The organism is Priestia sp. FSL R5-0597, from assembly GCF_038006305.1.
Classification (GTDB): Bacteria; Bacillota; Bacilli; order Bacillales; family Bacillaceae_H; genus Priestia; species Priestia zanthoxyli.
In genome coordinates, this window is record NZ_JBBOUZ010000004.1 from 53,104 (window position 1) to 74,651 (window position 21,548).

Sequence of the window (21,548 nt, forward strand, 5' to 3'; positions counted from 1 at the left end):
AACGCTCGTTCTGACTTAAAATATGTATAAATAATATTATCTGTTTTCTAATTTAGGAGTCTAAAAAGTTATAAAAAAGCCTACTCCCACCGTTTCGCTGAACTTCTTTTCTACGCTCAATCACAAATATTCCTCTAATCGTTCCAAAAAAATAAGCTGCAAAGTTAGTTTTTATACGATTGCTTTTATAAGCAAAAACAGTCTCTTTAAACGCTTGAACAGGAAGGAAACTTAAATCTTCCAGGGGCTTTTCTAAACAGCTCGCTTTGTAAGCTAATCGGACTTTTCTCCATAAATCATAAATATCATCTGCACATGAAAAAAAAGGTGTTACAGCATTTTTAAAAGATTTTGGTATGTAAGATGGTACATAATCAGACGAGAGTTTAAAATTAACATCATTACGTATATATTTATTTAAATCTTTTAAAGATAAATTATAGGTAGACTGTTTTTTTGTGTCTTTACTCTTACTCTCCCAAGCGTTCTCAGTATTTTCTGTTTTAACATCTGCTTCAACATTAGACTCTAAGTCAAGCTGTAAATACTTAACCCAGTGATTAAAAAAAGGGTGGTTCACAAATAAGTGCACTGGATTTCCCTTTCCATTGTTACGAGGGCAACGACGATATACAGTAATAATTTGTCCTTGTTTTCGTAGTTCTTTTAAATGACGATCGATTGTTCCTTTTGACTTTTCGTAGGTTTTACCTAAATATGTACTACCAGGAAAGCAAAATCCTTTTTCTGCAGCAAACCAACAAAGCCGATCTAAAGCTTTTCTAGTTCCTTCATGGAGGCGATAAAACTTTTCTCCGTAAAGGTTTATAATTTCTTTAAGTAATTTTCGTTTCATTGATTGATGTTGAGAACGGTTTTCTATGAAACTCTGATAATTTTTCATATAATCAAATTCTTCTGCGGTAAGCATACGTGTAGTAGACATTAGTCTATCCTCTCCTTTTCAGGAACAAAAAAAGACATCGCATCCCGTGAAATAGGAAAACGATGTCGGATTTTTTGACAGACTACGCCCTTGAAATAAATTTAATTATCCGATAAAATAAAGGCGTAACTAAATTTATGTATTAGGACTTCGACAGGTGTTTTCCCTAGTGGTTTTAGGGTTAACGGTGTAAGGGTGTTGGCGCACCACTTGCACACGTTGGAGTCTTTTTATATTCCGCACTGTTTTGGTGACTCTATTATACCGTCTATTAATCTTATAATTCAATAAGAATTCATGAACTCCTCATAAAACCTCTGTATTTTAACTATGATTAAAAATTGCTTCGTTTGGATATACTCCTAATATTCTAAAGAACTCACTAAAAATTTATCCCTTTACTTAATTATTAATCTTGAAAGTTGTAAAACAGTAAAACAACTACTATCTTATGTTGTTTTACTGTTTTACATATTGTTTTATATATTTGTTTTATTGTTTTATTGTTTTAGAACGTCTATAGACACTGATATTACAACGTTTATAAGCCTAAACTATCACTAATTTTGCGCGAACTATCACTAATTTTGCGCGAACTATCACTAATTTTGCGTGAAACTATCACTAATTTTGCGCGAAACTATCACTAATTTTGCGCGAACTATCACTAATTTTGCGTTTAAAATGCAAATATGGCTTAAGTATCACTAATTTTGCGTGAACAATCTAGATGTGCTTAAAGTATCACTAATTTTGCGTTTAAAATGCAGACATGCCTCAACTATCACCAATTTTGCGTATTAAAATGAAGATTGAGTTTAATAAATCAAGAATGAGTAAGGTTTCTAAAGTCAACAAACCTCATGAAGTATCACTAATTTTGCGTGATATTTAATTTCTAAGGACAGATTACTCTTTAACATGCAATTTACACAGTATCACTTTTATGATATTTTAGTGATAGTTTAGAAAAATATGGGGGATTTTATGAAGAAAACGACTGTCGTTCAACCATATGATCTGGAAAGTATAAATATAAAAAATTGGGTAACTAAATCAAACATCCTCATTGAGAGTACATATAAATTGTCTTTACAAGAGCAAAGAATTCTTTTAATCATGGCATCTAAAGTGCAGCCTAATGATGAAACGTTGAAGACCTATAGGTTTCGAGCTAAAGATTTCATCGAAATCGTAGGCAATAAGAAAGGTACTGGTTTTTATTCGTACCTAAAAGAAATTGTAAATGGACTTCAAACCAAAATTCTTACGATAAAAGAAAAAGGCAGACAAAGAAATTACAACTGGGTAATCACGTCTATCTATGAAGAAAACGAAGGGTACATAACATTACAGTTTCATCCTAGCTTAAAGTATCTGTTTTTAGAGCTTAAGGAGAAATTCACATCGTACCAATTAGAGAATGTAGTGAGACTCAATTCGGTCTATTCCATTCGTATATATGAGTTGCTTAAGCAATATGAGCGTCTGCGAAAAAGGGAACTCACTCTTGAAGAATTACGTCATTTTTTAGCTATTGAACCTACTAAGTATAAACAGTATGGTCATTTTAAAAGCAAAGTATTAGCAGTAGCTCAAAAAGAAATTAATAATAAAACGGATATCTACTTTGAATTCGTGGAAATAAAAACTGGTAGAAAAGTAACCTCCATAGAATTTATTATTACCAGTTCGCCTGCATTGAATGGTTCTAGCTCTACTCAAGAGAAAAAACTAGAATTAAATCAATCCTTCTCGAAGTTAGAAGACAACACAAACAGCCTTGAGAATGATTTAGCAGGCTTAGGGGTTAAGCCAGAAAAAATAGAGTGGCTTTTATCAGAATTTACACAAGACCACCTAGAAAGAAATATAAGATACACGCAAAATCGTTTGATTACAGGAGATGTGACTCACCCTCATTCCTACGTAGTAAAAGCGATTCAAAAAGATTATGCCCAGGTCTCACAGGAATCAAAACGCATTAACTCTAAAAAGGCTGCAAAAAAAGAATTAGTTCCAGATTTTATAGCACAAGCTAGAGATAAAGAACAAATTCTTAACGATGCAACTTTAAAAGAGAAGCAAGAATTATTTTTAAAAGAAAATGGAACTCAAATAGAATTTGAAGAAAAGCTCTTGCAGTTTCAAGAATTAAAAAGAATGCTGATTCTAAGTTCAGATCAACCTACCCAAGAAGAAATAAAAAAAGCCCAAGAAGCAGGCTTACAAGAAGTCATTCGAAATATGGAAGAAGATTATAATAAACGTGAAAAATTAGGCTTAGAACCAAGAATTGTTAAGGATTTTAAAAATAAAGAGTTAAAAAAAATGTATAAAAACTTTTTACAAAGTAAAGTTTTAAATAGAAATTAGCTATAGAAAAAAAGACGTGTAAAACCTTGCATTGCAGAGATGGCTTTTACGCGTCTTTTTTTGAGCCCAGGTAAATTTAATATACATAAAGAGAAAGGAATCATTTTAGTAAGCTTGTTTAATCATTTTTGTTATAATAATAGTATATTAAATTTACCTAAAAGATTGGGTGTGTCTTATTTGAATAACTTTATTTTACTTGGAGATTTCTTATATCATTTAGTTGAATCTAAGAAAAAAGCTTCTACAATATCAATGTACAAGCATGATCTAAAACAGTTTTTTGAATGGTTAAATCAATCTCACCCTAATATCCCTTCAGAAACTTTGCCAGGAGACAAGAAATATTACGACGAATATTTTACCTATTTAAAAGAAAAAAACTTGTCAGAAGCTAATCTGAGGCGTGTAGCATCACATTTAAATGGCATGTTAAAGTATTATAGCCTCACAGATGATATTGGATTTTTACAAGCAACAACAAAAAAACAACGAGCATTAACTGATACTGATTTTATAACTGAATCGGATGCTTCAATCCTTTTAGATTCAGTTATAAGTCACAAACATTTAAATGATATTCAATTACAGATACATAAATACATAGGTCCGCGTAACCATTCCATGTTCATCTTAATGCTTCGTTACGGTCTTACCATTAACGAAGTTGTATCTTTAAATATACAAGACATTAACTTTGCACAGAATACATTAACGGTAAACACAAGCAAATCAAAACGCACCTTAGAGCTTTCTAAACAAGATAAGAAAATCATATATGATTACCTATTAACAATCCCTCTATTATTTAGACCTAAGGATTATACAAATGATCCGTTATTTATTTCTTTTCATCCTCAAAAAATGGTTTATTGGTATGATTACAATTTAAATAAACCTAAAAGGATTAGTATAATCGGTACAAAACGTATGATTGAAAGAGAAGTCAAACGTTCAGGTATACAAGCAATTGTAAGGTCTACTCACTTTCGAAACAGTTGTATACTTAACAAAATTCATGGTGGATATTCAAACGAACACATTATTTATTACTTTGGATTGTCCAGCCGCCATGCTTTATATCGATTTAAGCGATATCTAAAGACAAAATAAAATATTAAGTTCAACTTATTTTTTTACCAAAACATCTTTTATATAAGTAATTTTTATTTTACAAGTTAAACTTAATTTTATTTTCACCTTAGTTAATTTTAGAAAAAATCATTAAGTTTAACTTCAGTTAAACTTAATGATCCACTTTTTAAAATTCAACTGTTTTAAAAAGTGGATTGGGATGGAAACAACCTTCTCAAGGATTACAAATTTAGAATTTCGCAGCCATGTCTTGGTTGTATAACAACGAATTTCTTGTAAAATGATCTAGAATTTAATTAGATTTATTATTCTCGGCTAAAATCTAGAAGAAGTTCACTCTAGATTCGTTAAAAACTCTTTATTTTCAATGGTTCATTGTATTTCTAGCTTTTGCTATAAAGTTTAAATACCTTAGAAAAAATTAAGATTAATTTTAACCCGAAAAATAATTCTATAAGAATTGTATAAACAAAAAAGAAGTTCCATTAAACCACCGTAATAAATCCAGAAGATATAAGTATATAGGATTTATATTATCTTACACAAAATACTTAATGAGCTACACAAAATACTTGAATTAAAGTTAGAGAAATTACATTCTAGATTCGTCTAAAGCTATTTTATATCAAGCTTTCTAGGTACTCTAGTTTCTTTGGACTTTAGGAGAGGAAAAGATGTGAATCAGTTGTTAACAAAGATATTTCTTAACAGTTAAAACTCCTTTTTTGCAGACATTGGCTAAAACAAAGTTTTAATTGAGTAGAGTTAATGTTGATCCTTAAGTTGCTTTTTTTTGAACTTTATATATAATCTATCTACATTTAAAATAAACAGTTTTACTCTTGAAAAGTTTATGATTTCATCTAGAATTGAAAAGGAAGAATAAAAGGCCTAGCGAAAGAAAAAGAAAAATGTACATAAAAAACAGGAATATAAAGTAATTAATAGAATTTTACTAGAAATATAAACCTTGAATAATATCTCGCAAAACCGCATTCTAGAATTGTCATTAACACTGATATATCAACTTCAAAGTATATCTAGATTTTTATACAGAAAGGAGAATCCTAGAAAAATGCATGAAAAAAATAAAGATGAAGTAGTCTATACTTTGAAAGACACAGTAAAGCTAACTGGATTAAGTGTAGATCTTATTCGCTTATATGAAAAAGAATTCAATCTCCAAATTCAACGAACAGAAGGCGGACATAGGCGCTATAACAAACAAAACATCGATTTATTAACTGAAATAAAAAAAAGAATTCAAGAGCAAAACTGGAGCTATAAGATGATAAACCAGTGGCTTCAAGGAGAAATTGTACCGGAGACAGTGGAAGTTCAATCAAACCTTGAAAAAAAAGTACAATCCCTTGAAGAAAAAGTTCAAGAGTTGCTTAATCGCTCTGAAAAAGATGAGCAGTTTCAATTAGCGCTTATCCAACGACTAGATGAACAAGGAAGCCTTATAAAGAAACTTACAGAAAAACTAGACCACCAAGACAAATACATTGAAAATAATCTAGAGAAACGCGATGAGAAATTGACTAGTGCCATACGTGAAATTAGTGATACTAAAAAACTTATCGCGGCCGCCCAAGAAAATCTTGATTCAAAACCAAAAGGATTCTGGAGTAAGATTTTTGGGGGTTAATACGTTACTTAAACGATAAAAGCAGCAGGGTTTTTTGTGCATTACAGAAAATCCTGCTGCTTTTATCGTTTATTTTCGATGAATAAATAGTAAATTTTAAGATTTTATGTTTAGTTGCCAGAAGAAATTTATTATTGTTAAACAATTCTATAAGTTCTTGAGGGGGAATTTACAGGTGTGGAAGCTTTTACTAATACAGTTTGTCCATTTGATGGCATCCTATTTTTAAACACATAAACTCTGGTTTATCCGCCTGGAGTACCACGTCCTCTAGAAGCTTTTCTTAGCACGATACTTCTTTCGCTATTTGAATCAAGTACACAATGAAAATACCATAGCTGTCGTAGAAACTGCCTATTGGTATCTTGATGGCGTTCATCAAATATACAATGATTGATTTGCTCTGTCCAACATAAATATCGACCACTAGAAATTCTCCATTGTTTATGTGATCGTTATCTAATTCCTACGCAAGATCCACGGTTTATTATTCCTAAAAAGAAATGTGTGTCTTTGTAATATTTTTAAAAGGTTCTACTCTGAAAATGAAATATACGATCATGTTCCTTTAGAAGAGACGAATAAACAGTTTAGCCAATTAAAAGAAGAAGATAAAAAAACATAAAAGCTATATCCGGCCATCATTTCTATGGAATACATGAATTTTTTGCTCAACCCTATGTTTATTTTAGTATGATGCGTCATCCGGTTGAGCGTGTCATATCATTATATTATTTTTTGAAATCGTATCCAGGGTATTATGAGAGAACATGAAACATATGTCTTTTGAAGACTACATTGATTGGGACCCTCAAGCTACAAATGGCCAAACTAAACAAATTTGCGGGGTGAAATCTCAACTAAGCGTAGAGAAAGCGAAAGAAAACTTGCTGGAATTTGGATCAATAGGAATAACAGAAATGTTTAACGAATCGCTTTTGTTACTAAAGAAAAAATTCAAATGGGGAAATATTAAATATAAGAAGGTGAATGTGACAAAATCTCGCCCTTTGCTCAACGAAGTCCCCATTGATATCATTAAGAAAATAGAAAAGCACAATGAGTTGGGTATAGAGCTGTTTCAGTATATAAAATCTAATTTCATCAAACAAATAAATGATTTATAGAAATAAAAATGAAAGCTCTCAATAGAGAGAGCTTTCATTTAATATATAAGAAAAGGTTACCTTATTTAAAAAAATGCGGTATCAAATCCCATATATAGTTAGTTCAATTTTTTATGATAAAGGGATTATGTCTCATTTAATTAATATAGCCATATAAGCTTCATACGCTTTGTATAATGTTCATATAGGTCTTTTAAATAGTTACGTGTTATTTAAATAATTTGAGGGCTCTTGTCATCCTTTTTAAGCCTTAGCATTAAATCATAAGCCTTTGTCCGTTCTTTACGTACCAAACGCAGCAAAACTAACAAATCATACGTATGAAAGCATGAAAGTTCATTAAAAGGCTTTTCAACATCCTCTAAAGCCACAAACTCTTTTAATTTAGGTCTTTTTATATTTAAAGCAGCCCCACAAAAAGAGCAGCTATCTTCTAACCCTTCTGTCCCACAATAACTACATATCAAACTATGTTCACCTCGTTTACTAAAAGGAAAAGTAGGCTTAAAGGCTATTTTAGCTTTTAGGGTATTCTTTATCCAGCCGTTTTTGTCTTTGATTCACAATACGTTCACTTACAACTTTTTTAGCAAGTTTAGTTGCTTCTAGTTCTACAAGATCTGTTGTCATAATCGCATCATAACCATGATGAAAATACAATCCATTCATGAATTCGATAAGGATTTGTGTATTCTTATCTGCGCTATTTGTTCCTAATCGAATCTTTTTCAGTTCACTTTTTAATGCATCATGAAGATTTTCACTAACCGTTTCCGTAATGTAATCTAACGACCATTCTTTCTTTTTTTCTTCTCGATACTTTTTACAGATATCCATAATTGCTTCTCCTGGGAAACGAAGTTTATGTTCAGCCATATAATCTTGGATGTATTGATCCGTTTCTTTATCAAGTGTAATCATACGTCGTTGTGTTTCCATTACTCCTCTACATCTCCCATCAGTTCATAGATAATATCGTTCATCTTTTCAATTGATATTGCACATTGTTTCATCATTTCGATGTTCTGATGAACGATTGCTTCTAATCTTTTTTCTCTTTCTACTTGTTCATCAAAAAAAGCTAATACTTCAAATTGTTCTTTCAAGAATTGTTGACGGGACATCCCATTTTCTTTCGCAAGTGCATCAACTTTTTGCATAGCAACCGGATCAATATTTCGTAAAAAGATATCCATGAAATCATTCCTTTTCTATCAAATTGCAAAATTTCCAGTACGAGTAGAGAAGAGCATAAGGGGTTTTTGATATCATTTGGCTATGATATGCTGGGCAAAGCCCAGCGAAACAACGTTTGCACCCTCAAAAAAGTGACCCCATGAAAACTTCCAGTCTGTCGACCTGCTGTTGACCTGAAGAGCGAAAAAAGCGCGTAATGTCGACCTTGTGTCGATATCAAAACTTACACCTTTCTGGAAATGTTGACCTACTGTCCACTCACCGTCCCCTCAACTTTTATGAAGTTTTAACTAGTTTTTGAAAGATTTCTTGATGATAATTCGTGAAGTTTTGAGAAGAAGTTTGGGTAGTTTTTTTATAAAAATCGATTGCTTCTTTCATCGAAGAAACGTTTAATTTTTGCAGAATGCTGCGTCTCTGATTCTTAATTTTGCTCTCTTCTTTGAATAAAATGTTTTGCATTTCTGTAATTGAATGGCCATCAAGTGCAAGAGTAAAAATGTCTTGTTCAGACGACCTAAGTTGTTTTAAAAAAAGTTTTTCTTTAAGTATTTGGCATTCTTCTTCAACACGTTTAAGGCGATCTACTTCGTGTACTAAGTCGGAAGCTACACTCAATATATTCTCAATACCTATTAACAACTTTTCAGTTTGATCCATAATAAGACCCTGCTATTTCTAGAGGGCAACCCATGTTACAATGTAAGTGTCTATACATGTGATTCTACATGGGGGTGCTTCCTTTACAGAGGAAGTGCCCTTTCTTTGTTTACTTTTTTTTTCTTACTTTCTTCACATGCTCTTCTAATAAAGCCTTTACATACTTTGTAATACTTGTATCATTCTCTACAGCTAAGAAACGCAACTCCTTGTGTAACTCTTCTGGAATATCACATGTAAGTCTTCGATTGCCTTCTTTAACCCTGCTCATATGCTCTCCTTTTCAAGCAACGTACTTAAGTTGCAACGTTGCTTTTGGTTAATTTTAAAGGATATAATTTCCAAAGTCAATAAAATAATCGTGCTGTCATTGGACAAGCATACAAGCAAATTATTAGCAATTACATAACTTGTACTAATTATATAAAAGGAAGTGCATTAATTGAAAAAATCAAGAAAGAGAAAATACAGATATAACTATAGTTACTCAGTCCAATCTCAGGGTGATCCTTCGGTTAATGTTTATGGTATCTTTACTCCCGGTTCTGCCCTCAGCGATAGTAATGGCCGGCAAAATAGATTTAATCGAGACATTGCCTCAGCTAATCAGATATGGAATAGTGGAGGTGAATGTAATATAAACTTCATTTCACAACCTATAATCGAAGTAAATACAGTAATAGATGCGACCGATTTAAGTACTAATGAAGCATTTAGAGGACCTGTTGAGAATCTCATCAATCAAGTTAAACAAATGAATGGGAATCAACCTGGCATATACGTTGTTTACACAAGTGGCAATGATTTTGCATCTCCTTCAGGTAATAGTCGACCTATAGGTGTTGGTGGAGTAATAATTGAGAATTTTAGAGTTGAAAACGGTGTACCTCAATTTACACTCTTTGGATCCATTGCATTGAGTAACAGAGCTTTGAGTGCTCCTTTTGCATTTGCACATGAAGCAGGACATGCTTTATTTACTCACCTTAATAACCAACCTGTTAATAATGTATTCATGTTTGAATCTATAGATCCTACGGGTCCTTTTATTGATTCTGCAGGAAATATTGATACAGCCCACAGTAACCTTACAGGTAATCTCATGGCTCCTATACTCCCTAACAGTACTCCAACTATTAATCCGTTACAGTGTCAAAAAGCTAGCATGAGTAGAATATTTCAATAATCTTAATAGGAATTTAAGATCGTTATTGTTAAAGAGTAGAGATTTTCAAATGGTTTTCTTGAAAATCTTACTAGTACCTTGTATAGATACTAGCATATATGGAATTAAATAAAGTTCATTTGTTTCAAGATACTTGTCCTATAACATTACAAGTATACAAACATTATTTTTATTAGAGAATAAATTATATAGAAAAACCAACAAAAAGGTTAATTTCTCAACGTTTAAAGGCATGAATGCTTTACTTGTTGCTAATGCTGAGGACCTTGTAAGTCCCTCAGCATTCAGAGCCACTAATCCTAATACTACTATTCCTATTTCTCAAGCTGATACTTTTGTAAAAGTTACATTTCCAAATGAACAATTTGATATAGGTAATAATGAATATAATGCAGCTACTTCAACATTTATACCTGAGTTTAATGGTGTATACGCGTTTAATGCATCAATCTTCTTTCAGCCAGATAATCCAAATATTGATTATGAAGTAGAATTATTTTTTTAAGTAAATGGTTTATTATTAGATGCTGAGGTTGAGTTTCTTGGGGCATCTAGTCGTTTTGATGGTGTCATAGAGATCAATGACATACTTCAATTAAATGCTGGAGCTAGATTCCCCTCTGCAAAACAATAATTTAATTTTATAATTATACCCATAGTTAACATAATCAACATTCTAGATACCAAAAAAAGTTTTGATTTTGAAGGGACTGACCCCCTAAAGTGAGACAAATAAAAACACCTTTACGTTAAAAAACGGGTATGTAGTACCTAACAATAACTTGGAGGTGTTTTTTCTATGGGGACAAGAGTCAGTTATCCGGTAGAAATAAAATTAAAAGCGATTGAAATGAGATTAGCTGGTGTTTTACTAGTAATTCGTTTTTTTTACTAGCATTTTACTGTTTTTAGAGATAAACGCAATAAAATTAAAATCTAAATGTTCTAATTCTTCTTCAACATAGCTATAAATACTTTCCTTATTGTCTCATTGATAGCCTACATTCTTAATCTTCGATTGAATCCTACGAGTACTTACATCATACTGATCAGCTAATTTCTTTCATAATAATTGTATTTAAGTTTTTTTTTATAAACATAATACTAGCCCTCATTTTTATTTTAATAGCATGATATTTCCGACTCAAAAATTTTAAATACAATGATAAAAAAGCTCAAAAAATCTTTGAGCTTTTTCAGGAGTGAACCTCTCCCACTAAACAATACTCTGACCAATAGGGACATGTCTAAGGGCCGTACTAATTTAATGAAATATTCGTGTCACACTACCATCATATGTGGGAAATATGGTGTATGTACATAATGTTTACAAGACTTTTGTAACAAACAATCATATATACTAATGGACAAGCATATTAATTTAAAAAAGGACTCAACATGCTCCCTTTTATGAATTGAACTAGCAGGCGACTCCCAAATGGACCGATTTGGGGGTTATTTGCTTTTATATGAGTATGAAAATAGCTTGGCTAGACAAAACTAGCAAAGACGCTGCAAAGCGTCTATTCGGTCATTCGCACTGTTACAAACTAAAGAATTGAAAGCAGAAAATACTACTTGAAAAAAATTAACTAAACAATTAGATGAAGTAGTGTTTTCTGTTCTTCAACTTACGTAAGAAAGATATACATACAATCAAAAAATGAGTGCTCAATAATAGCATATGTAATCATATACATCACATAATTCCTTTAATACTTGAACATGATATTTACGATGGCATAAAGTCTCTATACGTTATGATTTTAAGTATTTGGTTGTATACAAAAACTCTTGGGAGAATCGTAACCGAGAGTTTTTTGTTTTAACGATTTAAAGAGATGTTCCTATTTTTGAATAAAAACATCACGCAAAGAGCAAGCTACTCAAGATTGATTAAAGTTTCAAAATTACAATGTAAAGTATTGATGATAAGAGCTAAAAAAGTACCTTAGAGAGAAGGTGCTTTTTTATTTGAAAGGAATAATCGAAAGATGAAACCATTTTTAAAATATCTGTTTTTCTTAATTGGTGGAGTTATTTGTATTAGTCTCCTAGTGTTTTCTATCTATACAGATCTTGCTCACTTGAATGGATACACTCCTGCTCCTCTTGAGAAGTGAGAAGCGTATAGACATGCACGTCAACATCATGAATTAATTTATTTTTGAATGTAAATACTTTTCTAGGAGCAAACCTTTGATGTTTTTATGTAAGAACAATATATCAAATGTAAAAGCTAGCATACTGCTAGCTCTTTAAAAGTAAAATGTTTATTAGTTATTAGCAGCCTCCAACAAAACCACCGAAACAAGAAGCGCCGATAATGATTAATAAAATAAACAATACAATAATTAAAGCGAAACCACCGCCAGTACCACAACCGCCTCCGCCGTAACCATATCCGCCATAGCCGCAACCGCCACCATAACCTCCAAAGCCCATATTGTCACCCCCTATATGCTTACTACTCTTAAGATATGTATAAAAAATAAAATTGCTCCAAAATGTTGTCTCTATAGGAACAACCAGATCAATAATAAATGGCACATTAATTTTCAAAGAATTATAAACCTTTTAGATATGTTTACATAGAATAAATCAACCATAGTTTTTGCTTTATAAAAACAGTTACCTCCCTAACTGATACGTTATTATTAAAAGACCAAGAAGATTCCAACCGCCTGGCATCTTCTTGGTCTTTTGATATTGTATACGATGATTCATATCGTCAGCTTACTTAGCATCATTAACGTTAAAAAAGGGCTTGTTCAACTAACTGAACAAGCCCTTTTATCTATAAAATTAATAGTTCGAATGACGTTTGCATTTGCAATTTGAACGATGATGTTTATGACTGTCGTAGCCATCTCTGCAGTTACTACCTTGACTATGGCCACCACCATAGTTATATCCATTATCATACTCATTGTTATAGTTACCACCGTAGTTGCCACGGCCGCATCCACAACCACCGTAGTTATTATTGTAGTTGTCCCAACAGCTTCTACGACGTCTACATCCACAACCAAAGAAATTCCAACAACACATATTTGTTTCACCTCGTTTGATTGCCTAAAGGCTTATTTAGTCAACTTAAGTTGACTCTACTTTTTTTAAAGAATACCACCTAGTAGACCGATAATTGTGGAAAGTAATGATCCTAAATCTAACATATCATTATCCCTCCTTTATGCATGAAAATAGCGCAAATAAGACTATTTGCATAGAATCATCATATGCTTGTCCCCTTATAAAGGTTCATTATTGTTCGAAAATCCACTTATGACTACTCCATTTGCTAACGATAAATTGGAATAGCAAGTCTCTTGTAATTTAAACGTATAGAATACCGCAAGTAGATTAAACTAATTTAGAAGTCTTTTTAGACTCCGTTTAAAACCCGATTTGTTTATCAGTAGAAAAGCTATCTCTTCCCCAGATAGCTTTTTGCATTTATGCCATTTTTTAAAGGTGAATTCCATGTACATAAACCGCAAAATATTTAAGGCATTTTTAGCATTCTTTATTGTTTCTTCTTTTCCGTTTGCTACTATTTTGTTTACGGATTATTTGACCAGAACAAATAAGAAAAATAATTGATATCGGTAGTGAATAGTTATAAATATTTTGGGCACACTATTGGTGACTCCAACAGGTGTCATTGGATAAACGTCGTGCAATAGAAAAACCACCTTTTCTCCTAGGTGGTTTTTCTTTGGATTTTAAATACCATATCTTAAGCTTAATGGTGCATATTACCTTTGTTACACTGACCCTAACGACAAAACATCGTGTATGTAAGATGTTTCGTTTATTTCCTGCATTAAACACCAAAAAAGCCACTGTCTAGGTCCAGTGGCTTTTTTGGTGTTTTCGTATAAATTATTTATGGCAAAACAATATCAAGACATTGTCTATTTTTATTATAGGTAAAAGGCGCTTTCTTTTAGAAGAAAGCGCCTTTTACTTGAGTTCCTAGCATTGGTTTTAGTATGCCATTTTTTAAACTTTATATGCTACATAGTTCTCTATGTTTTTATATGCGGTGCTGGCTTTTAAAGAGCTAGTACTTCACTTTTTGATTATTTTTTTCTATTAGAATTTTTCTATTCCTATAGAGAAGTATATCAAAAATGAAGGTCCAAAGGTTTTAATTCCTATCTAATATAGCAATGAATAATTTTCTTTACCTTTCAATTTAAAATATATGAACCACTTTATTGGTTGACCATTTACATTAATATAATTTATATCATTTGAATTATTTTGTTAATAAAATACCCATTTTCACAAAGAAAGTTTCCCATAAGTAAGAATCAGAATATCCTAATAAAAAATGGCTTGGACTTTTCATTAATAATAAGTAAGGAGGAGCATATTTGACAAACAATCTTAATTTCTGTGGTCCTCTTGGAAACTGCTGTCCTACTGGAATCACTGGTGTTACCGGACCTACAGGTCCTACTGGAGTCACTGGTGCTACCGGACCTACAGGTCCTACTGGAGCCACTGGTGTTACCGGACCTACAGGTCCTACTGGAGCCACTGGTGTTACCGGACCTACAGGTCCTACTGGAGCCACTGGTGTTACCGGACCTACAGGTCCTACTGGAGCCACTGGTGTTACCGGACCTACAGGCCCTACTGGAGTCACTGGTGCTACCGGACCTACAGGTCCTACTGGAACCACTGGTGCTACCGGACCTACAGGCCCTACTGGAGCCACTGGTGTTACCGGACCTACAGGTCCTACTGGAGTCACTGGTGCTACCGGACCTACAGGTCCTACTGGAGCCACTGGTGTTACCGGACCTACAGGCCCTACTGGAGTCACTGGTGCTACCGGACCTACAGGTCCTACTGGAGCCACTGGTGCTACCGGACCTACAGGCCCTACTGGAGCCACTGGTGTTACCGGACCTACAGGTCCTACTGGAGCCACTGGTGTTACCGGACCTACAGGTCCTACTGGAGCCACTGGTGTTACCGGACCTACAGGTCCTACTGGAGCCACTGGTGTTACCGGACCTACAGGTCCTACTGGAGAGATTGTCACTAATAATTCTATGTTTGCCTGTAATACAACGGGAAGTGTTATTCCAGTTGCACTCGGAGGTTCTAACAGTATTCCCCTTCCTAATAATCAAAACTTAGACGGTTTTATAGCTAATGGACCAAATACCATTTTTACAGTACCAGCTACTGGTCGTTACTACATTACTTACCAAATTAATACTACGGCTGCATTGGGTGTAGGCGCAGGCTCAAGGATTTTATTAAATAGCACCACTCCAATTCCAGGCTCTATATTAAGTCCTGTTTTAAGCACCTCAACATTCAATAATGATGTTATTGTGAATTTAAGTGCGGGTAATACAATATCTTTACAATTATTTAGCAGCATACTGTTAATAGCTACCCTCTTATCAGCAGGTGGATCAGTAGGTGCTGCTCTAACAATAATTAGGCTTCAATAACCAAAAAGTGTATTTTCTTGCCGAATCAAGCCAAATGTAATGATTTTTAACCTCTTTCTTAGTACCATCTCATTTAAAACATTCATAAGCTAAGGAATATAGAATTTTGGGGGGATTAAATGCTTAAGGCTAACACTACTAACCCTATCTGTCATTCTATAAATGTAAAAAAAGTATTTGATTGGATTTCCCATTCCTCAACTATTAACTTAAAAGTTCCTATCTTTATAAAACAAAAAGTAAGAGTACGGCCTGAACAATCTTCGGGGGATTTCTTTATTGACTATAAAAAGCAGAAATCTGTACTACTTTGGGAAAACTCATCTTGTTTACACATTACCGGCACCATAACAATAACTAACTATTCAAAAGATAAAGGGGAAATTAATGTTTTTATTAACGAGAACTGTTTGTTTTCAATAAAAAAAAATTATTCTAGGAGCGTTACAGTTGATGGAATTCAATCCATTTATCTTACAAGCAATTCAAAACATAACTGTTCAGGAAGATTTGTTTTAAAACTTAATAAAAAAATCAAAACATTAGAATATCCCAAAAACTATTTTGAAAAACCAGAGGAGATCGAGTGCTTTTTTACTGATAGATATGGTAAATTAATTGATTCTTATTCCAAGGAAGCGATCAAATGTAAAGAAATTAGAAAAGCCTTAGGCAGAGAAAGTTATAAAGTAATGCTAGCAAATGGTGATCTAGTTTCAATTCAAAAAATAAGACTAAAGCAAGAAGGATATTTCTGTATTAAATTTAAAGATAATAATTGCTGTACGGAACCCATTCCCTTTCTATCCGAAGAAACTCTCCTTTTATTCGCTCCAGCTAATACCAAAATCCATAGCAAGATTGAGAAAGTACATTTTCATACAGCTGTTGTACCCAACATAAAAAACAGAAAAGAGTGCACCTCTCACTTTGAAATATATGTTTCAATTAGTTTAAAACAAAGCATAGAGGTAACAAAAGATAATGAAATTTTATTGGTGAAAGGAAAATTAATTGTATGAGGTCATACTTTTCAAAAAATGCCCAAACAAAAAATAAAGTTGGACATATCATAGTAACAACTAACTATGAATGTGAAATGAGGGAGAATATAAATTGGCTCAATTAGGAAGTTGTTGTAGTGATTCGTTAGGTGTTGTGAATGATGCTGTTTGTTTTACAGTTGATTTAGCTGATACTGGTGGAACAGAAATAGTTTTATGGAATGATTCTACTACCTTTATTATAAACGGAACAGTGATGGTAGAGAATAATGGAGTAACTGGGGTTGGACCTACTGCTTCTTTAACTGTAAATGGTGTTGCTGTAGCAGGGTTCGTTGTTGAACCAGGAAGCGCTAGAGCAATTACAGTAAATGATATTAACACAATTGGTATTATAGGAACAGGTGGTGCTCCTCTGGGAAGCACGTCAAATGTCAAAATTTCATTTTCACTAAATTATAAATTTTAATCTACTAATAGTTTAGTTAAACAAAATAAATCCAAAGAGCACAATCAATTTGATTTTGCTCTTTGGTTAGGGTATTGGGATTAAATGATTGATTTAAAAAAGGCCTGATTGTGTTTTACACATGGATTATTTGGAGCATATTGGGCGGCTAAATCATTATGTTCTTTGGCTACTTTAAACTCTCCCAATTTACTGTAACACAGACAAAGTTGTAAATGAGGAAGCCATGTATGGCAGGCATGATTGATAAAAGGGCTTTTCAACCTAGAAGAGTCCACAACTGTTGCAAGCTTATACCACGAGATAGCTTGACTAAATTTACTTTCTTGTAAATATAAAAAGCCTAATCTACAACAATTTTCTCCACGTGGAGCATCATAATGAAAAGAATTGATACAACAATTAATAGCTTCATTCCAATTTTTTAAATGAATATAGCAATCTGCCATTCTTCCACATGCTTCAATATTATCTTCTACCCATCCTTCTTTACTATTTAGAAACTTTTGATACCATTCAATTGCTTTTTCGTACATACCATGATCTTTACATTCATTTGCATAATAGTATTGATCTCTGGGAGAAAATAGTCTCTCAGCCTTTAATGCCTTTTCATAAATTACTAAGTTTCGAGCATTATGAATATTTTCTTTCCGATGTTCAATGGCTATGTCGGAATAAAGGGTATTACCATTTACCTCCAAGTATTCATGGACAAATCCATGCCATTTAAATTGTTTTTCTCGCTTAACAAGACGGTTTCGCCATGAACTAAAGCTAGCATTTCCATCTTGATCAAATGCAAGGTGGTAGGCCATGGAGACAGCGTCTACATCACGGGTAAGAGCTTGTTTTAATGTTAAGAAGTTTATAATATTTTCTTCAGTTATAATGTCATCTGCATCTAGCCATAAAATATAATCTTTTGTAGCTTTAGAAAAAGCAAAATTCCTTGCAGCTGAAAAATCATCGATCCAGTTAAAATCAAATATAAAATCTGTATATGCACTGATGATTTCTTTTGTACAATCTGATGATCCTGTATCAACAATAATTATTTCATCTACTAAAGATTTAACAGACATCAAACAACGTTCAATTACATCCTCTTCATTTTTTACAATCATACAAAGGCTAATAGATATAGATTTATTTTTTTTCATTTTTTCCATTCCCTTAAACAATTTTTAAAATACTTCGAAAAAAAGATATCCCTTTTGTTTTAAAGGAATATCTTTAATGAAGTAGGAAGAGTCTTCCCTCAATTAAATAAATGATTATGTAATAATATATGAAGCATACATTTCATTGGTTCAAAAGACATTTTTAGTTCCTTACAATAAAAAGATATAGTGACATATAACAAATTATCCAAGACGTTGTGAAGAATATATCCTTAAAATAAGAGCATACATCTCAAAAAAGAGAAAAATTTCTAGATAGATAAAGGGAATATTTCCCTTTCTAAACTATATATGGAATAAAACATTAGTTTATATAATCATCCTTTTAGACCCTTATATAATATCATTGCTTGTTTTTTTTATAATCTCGACACTTGTCCAAACATAAAAGTGTTTAACTTCATAAAATAATAGTAACAAGAAAGGAGGTAATAAAAAATGACTAACTTATTAGATGCTAGAACGTCTCAGAATGCTAGTATCGCTAATTCCATCTCCATTCCCATTACTATTCTCTCTGTACCAGGATTATTTGGACAAGTTGGCCTTAATGTATTAGGAGCAACTGGCCCCATCCGTACCCAATTAAGTGGCACTGTAGCTTGCCAATTACCACTCCTCCCTTTAGCAACAACAATTACATTAACAATTGTTAGAGGTACATCTCTTACTGATCCTATTATTTATTCTTCTTCAGAAGCTTTAAATACAAATATTCTAGGACCCCAACTTTTTACCTTTACTGCTTCTGACTTTAATGTTCCGGCTCCAGCATCAGGTCTTTTAATTTATACTGCATTTATCGGCAGTAATCTTTTAGGTACTGTAAGAGTAGGGCCGGAAAGCTTTAATGCTGTAGCATATTCAGGCTAATGTTATAATTTAATCTTAATTAGAACAAACTACTAAAGATACCCAAAGTATCATGTTTAACGCAATATCTTGATACTTAAAAAAGGAAACTCCCTACCACATGGGGAGTTTTTCTGTTTTTAACTTGGATACTCCATACATTTTCAGTTAAGTCGGGTAAGCGAGGGGCATCACTGCCCCTGACTCCCCTAAGAACCGTACGTGAGCCTTTCAACTCATACGGCTCAAGCCTCCCATTGCAGGTCCATTTGCTGTCTTATCTTCATCACATACCATAACGGTAAGTAAAACGTACGCCGACGCTCCAAGTGGAGGTATACATAACAGTACGTTTCTTTCGTCAGAAGATAGCCACAACCTTATGTTCCTACGAGAGACCAACGAGAAGTAGGCTCCCTTTCGGGCCTATCATGGGTTTGTCCGTAAGGACGATAGTATCTGTCCAGTTATACAGTTTCCTGTTTTCCGTCTGTAACATTAACACCAAAATAACGTAAAGGCTGTAAGTTTTTCACCGCATATGTGTTCGTGCAATCAGCCAATTGTGATACACCATTATTAAATCCATTGTTCCATTTTTCTGTTAGATGCAACGACCAGTTAAATAATACACCTCTAATAGTGTCTTGAATTTTTTGTACCTGGTCTGGAGTAAACTGCTTGGAAATATCAAAGAAAATAATTGGTGGTAAGTCAGAGATGCCTTGGGGGATAGGGACTGCAAAAGCTATTTCTCTATAAATTTGTAATGGGAGGTATTGTAAGAACTCTTTATCTTGATTTTTTTGAATAGATTTCTCTAAATTTTGTTTACTATTCGTTAGCAATGTTATGTTCCTCTTTGTAAAAAGGTATTTATATTAACAGAATATGCTACCAATCAAAAAGAGTTTGGACATGCTTAAAAGGAAAATATTTATTATTTTATTTCTCTTAAATAAAGAAGCATTTTTATCATCGTACAAGCATTCCTTGATCTAATGAATAATATATCAAGAACAATAGACAGAAAGGGTGGTAAAAATCATTAAGAACGATAAAGGTAAAAGAGAAAATGACTGCGTTCAAAATCAACCAGGACTTCCACTAGCTACTACAGTTAATTTAGCAGTTGTAGGTGATAGTCATGTAGGTTTTTTAAACAGTCAAAGTATGTTTAATACCCTTTTGCAAAGAGTAGTGAACAATGGTAATAAACGATATATTATATTTGGTGGAGATGATGTACACGCTTTAGGTGCTTCTTCAATACAAGTAGCTGAAACATATTACCAACAGTTCACTAATATTTTAAATAATGTTTTAGGATCAATTCCCTTCAGATCTTCTATAGGAAACTGGGAGGCTACTAACAGAAATAACAGTAGAGGTTTATTTCGACAGTACATCAATCGTTATTTAACTGGCTATAGAGTTATTCCTGGAACGCAAGGGTTGGTGCGTCATGTTTGGTTAGATAATGGTCGAGGCGGGGTATTTAGCCAGGATAGCTTAAACTTGCTAAGTAACTTAGATCCTAACTATTATTACATTATTGATTTTCATTGGCCTTTGAGAGTTCCAGGTATAACTACGGAAATACATGGTGATCATGTTATGATTCAAATGCAGACAAACATGTTTTTTAATGCTATACCCTCTAACGTAAGGAACAAAATTTTAGCGATTTTCACTCATCATGCACATAAATTTTTTGCTAACTCAGTTACAATCAATCCTAACTTTCCTAATACCTCGTTTTTTGTAACTGGATGTTCAGGGGACTATGCATGTATATCCAGCGAGAGAGGATACTATGAATTAAATTTAACAGTCCAAAATAATATAGCTACTTTGCAAACCATAAAAACTCGCGTTCAATAGCTTGAGGAATAAAGAAGACTACATTAAGAGTAGGTAGGGTAACCTTAGGAAACTTTCCATTCTTAAAATGCCAAAATCGCCAGCTTATATAACTAGCGAAAAGCTGCAATTTATTATTTCATTTGTATAAGTTTACTTTTTATAACATATTATCTCCTTCATCTCACAACTTACTATTTCTTAGTACGTATGATCGTGTTACATTAAAAGATAAAACTATTCCTTTGATCTTTAAGGAAGATAGTTTTATCTTCTTTTTACAATATGTCTCCATCAATCCGGAAAGGGAGGATTTTATGAGTAACATTATTAACTTTAATAAGTTTCAAAGACATAAAATAATGAAGAAATTTCTTCGTTGCGCTTTAGTAACAGGAGCAATTATGATCTGCTGCATGCTTGCTTATTTACTAATCTTAATAGAAATACATTTTCCT

The 21,548-nt window shown here is 32.9% G+C and carries 21 protein-coding genes; 11 read left to right on the forward strand and 10 right to left on the reverse strand.

All coding sequences use genetic code 11. The features are described from left to right. Positions 1–52 precede the first annotated feature (52 nt). The gene (locus MKX72_RS28035; protein WP_098113942.1) at positions 53–946 is read right to left on the reverse strand and encodes a transcriptional regulator; all 894 of its coding nucleotides are present in this window, start codon (positions 944–946) and stop codon (positions 53–55) included. Between the two features lie 987 nt (positions 947–1,933). Between MKX72_RS28035 and MKX72_RS28040 the strand changes: the two genes are divergently transcribed. From MKX72_RS28040 to MKX72_RS28055, 4 genes are all read left to right on the forward strand, one after another. Continuing rightward, a complete protein-coding gene (locus tag MKX72_RS28040; protein WP_098113943.1) occupies positions 1,934–3,322 on the forward strand; it encodes a replication initiation protein in 1,389 nt (462 codons plus the stop codon). Between the two features lie 171 nt (positions 3,323–3,493). Next, positions 3,494–4,435, forward strand: coding sequence for a tyrosine-type recombinase/integrase (locus MKX72_RS28045; RefSeq protein WP_235907460.1), 942 nt, complete (start codon positions 3,494–3,496; stop codon positions 4,433–4,435). A 1,057-nt stretch (positions 4,436–5,492) separates the two neighbouring features. Beyond that, positions 5,493–6,068 (forward strand): MerR family transcriptional regulator, encoded by a 576-nt coding sequence (locus MKX72_RS28050; RefSeq protein WP_014462093.1) that lies wholly within the window; start codon positions 5,493–5,495, stop codon positions 6,066–6,068. A 770-nt stretch (positions 6,069–6,838) separates the two neighbouring features. Continuing rightward, a complete protein-coding gene (locus tag MKX72_RS28055) occupies positions 6,839–7,195 on the forward strand; it encodes a hypothetical protein (protein ID WP_260504068.1) in 357 nt (118 codons plus the stop codon). 212 nt (positions 7,196–7,407) lie between these two features. On the opposite strand, the gene MKX72_RS28060 is transcribed toward MKX72_RS28055, so the two are convergent. The 5 genes from MKX72_RS28060 to MKX72_RS28080 form a co-directional block, all read right to left on the reverse strand. Continuing rightward, positions 7,408–7,662, reverse strand: a complete 255-nt coding sequence (locus MKX72_RS28060; RefSeq protein WP_154975008.1) for a hypothetical protein — start codon at positions 7,660–7,662, stop codon at positions 7,408–7,410. Between the two features lie 49 nt (positions 7,663–7,711). Further along, entirely contained in the window at positions 7,712–8,134 is a 423-nt protein-coding gene (locus tag MKX72_RS28065) for a hypothetical protein (protein ID WP_154975006.1), read from the reverse strand. Further along, entirely contained in the window at positions 8,134–8,391 is a 258-nt protein-coding gene (locus tag MKX72_RS28070) for a hypothetical protein (RefSeq protein ID WP_154975004.1), read from the reverse strand. The genes MKX72_RS28065 and MKX72_RS28070 overlap by 1 nt, the downstream gene beginning before the upstream one ends. 277 nt (positions 8,392–8,668) lie before the next feature. Next, on the reverse strand, positions 8,669–9,052 hold the full coding sequence (locus tag MKX72_RS28075) for a LuxR family transcriptional regulator (RefSeq protein ID WP_154975002.1): 384 nt from the start codon (positions 9,050–9,052) through the stop codon (positions 8,669–8,671). A 109-nt stretch (positions 9,053–9,161) separates the two neighbouring features. Beyond that, a complete protein-coding gene (locus MKX72_RS28080; protein ID WP_155916276.1) occupies positions 9,162–9,323 on the reverse strand; it encodes a hypothetical protein in 162 nt (53 codons plus the stop codon). Positions 9,324–9,494: 171 nt separating this feature from the next. Here MKX72_RS28080 and MKX72_RS28085 point away from each other — a divergent pair, with 171 nt between their 5' ends. Next, on the forward strand, positions 9,495–10,238 hold the full coding sequence (locus MKX72_RS28085) for a hypothetical protein (protein ID WP_186806771.1): 744 nt from the start codon (positions 9,495–9,497) through the stop codon (positions 10,236–10,238). A gap of 232 nt (positions 10,239–10,470) precedes the next feature. Further along, positions 10,471–10,743 carry a hypothetical protein gene (locus tag MKX72_RS28090; protein ID WP_098113949.1) on the forward strand — a complete coding sequence of 91 codons (273 nt, stop codon included), beginning with the start codon at positions 10,471–10,473 and terminating at the stop codon, positions 10,741–10,743. A 1,778-nt stretch (positions 10,744–12,521) separates the two neighbouring features. Here the strand turns inward: MKX72_RS28090 and yjcZ are convergent. Together yjcZ and MKX72_RS28100 are read right to left on the reverse strand one after the other, a co-directional pair. Then, complete coding sequence (gene yjcZ / locus MKX72_RS28095; RefSeq protein ID WP_063247683.1) at positions 12,522–12,683, reverse strand: sporulation protein YjcZ; 162 nt, start codon at positions 12,681–12,683, stop codon at positions 12,522–12,524. 1,819 nt (positions 12,684–14,502) lie between these two features. Continuing rightward, the gene (locus tag MKX72_RS28100; protein WP_308221081.1) at positions 14,503–15,297 is read right to left on the reverse strand and encodes a hypothetical protein; all 795 of its coding nucleotides are present in this window, start codon (positions 15,295–15,297) and stop codon (positions 14,503–14,505) included. A 10-nt stretch (positions 15,298–15,307) separates the two neighbouring features. On the opposite strand from MKX72_RS28100, the gene MKX72_RS28105 reads away from it, so the two are divergent. The 3 genes from MKX72_RS28105 to MKX72_RS28115 all read left to right on the forward strand — a co-directional run bounded on the left by MKX72_RS28105 (position 15,308) and on the right by MKX72_RS28115 (position 17,191). Next, positions 15,308–15,718 carry a BclA C-terminal domain-containing protein gene (locus tag MKX72_RS28105; protein WP_221817358.1) on the forward strand — a complete coding sequence of 137 codons (411 nt, stop codon included), beginning with the start codon at positions 15,308–15,310 and terminating at the stop codon, positions 15,716–15,718. A gap of 119 nt (positions 15,719–15,837) precedes the next feature. Continuing rightward, a complete protein-coding gene (locus MKX72_RS28110; protein WP_154975020.1) occupies positions 15,838–16,740 on the forward strand; it encodes an S-Ena type endospore appendage in 903 nt (300 codons plus the stop codon). A 94-nt stretch (positions 16,741–16,834) separates the two neighbouring features. Next, entirely contained in the window at positions 16,835–17,191 is a 357-nt protein-coding gene (locus MKX72_RS28115; protein ID WP_154975023.1) for a DUF3992 domain-containing protein, read from the forward strand. Positions 17,192–17,271: 80 nt separating this feature from the next. Here MKX72_RS28115 and MKX72_RS28120 read toward each other — a convergent pair whose 3' ends face one another. Then, positions 17,272–18,354, reverse strand: a complete 1,083-nt coding sequence (locus tag MKX72_RS28120; RefSeq protein WP_235907461.1) for a tetratricopeptide repeat-containing glycosyltransferase family 2 protein — start codon at positions 18,352–18,354, stop codon at positions 17,272–17,274. Positions 18,355–18,813: 459 nt separating this feature from the next. On the opposite strand from MKX72_RS28120, the gene MKX72_RS28125 reads away from it, so the two are divergent. Continuing rightward, complete coding sequence (locus tag MKX72_RS28125; protein ID WP_154975026.1) at positions 18,814–19,248, forward strand: hypothetical protein; 435 nt, start codon at positions 18,814–18,816, stop codon at positions 19,246–19,248. Between the two features lie 446 nt (positions 19,249–19,694). Here MKX72_RS28125 and MKX72_RS28130 read toward each other — a convergent pair whose 3' ends face one another. Further along, entirely contained in the window at positions 19,695–20,075 is a 381-nt protein-coding gene (locus MKX72_RS28130) for a hypothetical protein (RefSeq protein WP_186806772.1), read from the reverse strand. 187 nt (positions 20,076–20,262) lie between these two features. Here MKX72_RS28130 and MKX72_RS28135 point away from each other — a divergent pair, with 187 nt between their 5' ends. Then, complete coding sequence (locus MKX72_RS28135) at positions 20,263–21,111, forward strand: hypothetical protein (protein WP_154975028.1); 849 nt, start codon at positions 20,263–20,265, stop codon at positions 21,109–21,111. The last annotated feature ends 437 nt before the right edge of the window (positions 21,112–21,548 follow it).

Excerpts from the sequence above, each read along its gene's own strand:
- MKX72_RS28035 (WP_098113942.1), bottom strand. The coding sequence starts at position 946 with ATGTCTACTACACGTATGCTTACCGCAGAAGAATTTGATTATATGAAA.
- MKX72_RS28040 (WP_098113943.1), top strand. The coding sequence starts at position 1,934 with ATGAAGAAAACGACTGTCGTTCAACCATATGATCTGGAAAGTATAAAT.
- MKX72_RS28050 (WP_014462093.1), top strand. The coding sequence starts at position 5,493 with ATGCATGAAAAAAATAAAGATGAAGTAGTCTATACTTTGAAAGACACA.
- MKX72_RS28055 (WP_260504068.1), top strand. The coding sequence starts at position 6,839 with ATGAAACATATGTCTTTTGAAGACTACATTGATTGGGACCCTCAAGCT.
- MKX72_RS28065 (WP_154975006.1), bottom strand. The coding sequence starts at position 8,134 with ATGGAAACACAACGACGTATGATTACACTTGATAAAGAAACGGATCAA.
- MKX72_RS28070 (WP_154975004.1), bottom strand. The coding sequence starts at position 8,391 with ATGGATATCTTTTTACGAAATATTGATCCGGTTGCTATGCAAAAAGTT.
- MKX72_RS28075 (WP_154975002.1), bottom strand. The coding sequence starts at position 9,052 with ATGGATCAAACTGAAAAGTTGTTAATAGGTATTGAGAATATATTGAGT.
- MKX72_RS28080 (WP_155916276.1), bottom strand. The coding sequence starts at position 9,323 with ATGAGCAGGGTTAAAGAAGGCAATCGAAGACTTACATGTGATATTCCA.
- MKX72_RS28090 (WP_098113949.1), top strand. The coding sequence starts at position 10,471 with ATGAATGCTTTACTTGTTGCTAATGCTGAGGACCTTGTAAGTCCCTCA.
- yjcZ (WP_063247683.1), bottom strand. The coding sequence starts at position 12,683 with ATGGGCTTTGGAGGTTATGGTGGCGGTTGCGGCTATGGCGGATATGGT.
- MKX72_RS28105 (WP_221817358.1), top strand. The coding sequence starts at position 15,308 with ATGTTTGCCTGTAATACAACGGGAAGTGTTATTCCAGTTGCACTCGGA.
- MKX72_RS28110 (WP_154975020.1), top strand. The coding sequence starts at position 15,838 with ATGCTTAAGGCTAACACTACTAACCCTATCTGTCATTCTATAAATGTA.
- MKX72_RS28120 (WP_235907461.1), bottom strand. The coding sequence starts at position 18,354 with ATGAAAAAAAATAAATCTATATCTATTAGCCTTTGTATGATTGTAAAA.
- MKX72_RS28125 (WP_154975026.1), top strand. The coding sequence starts at position 18,814 with ATGACTAACTTATTAGATGCTAGAACGTCTCAGAATGCTAGTATCGCT.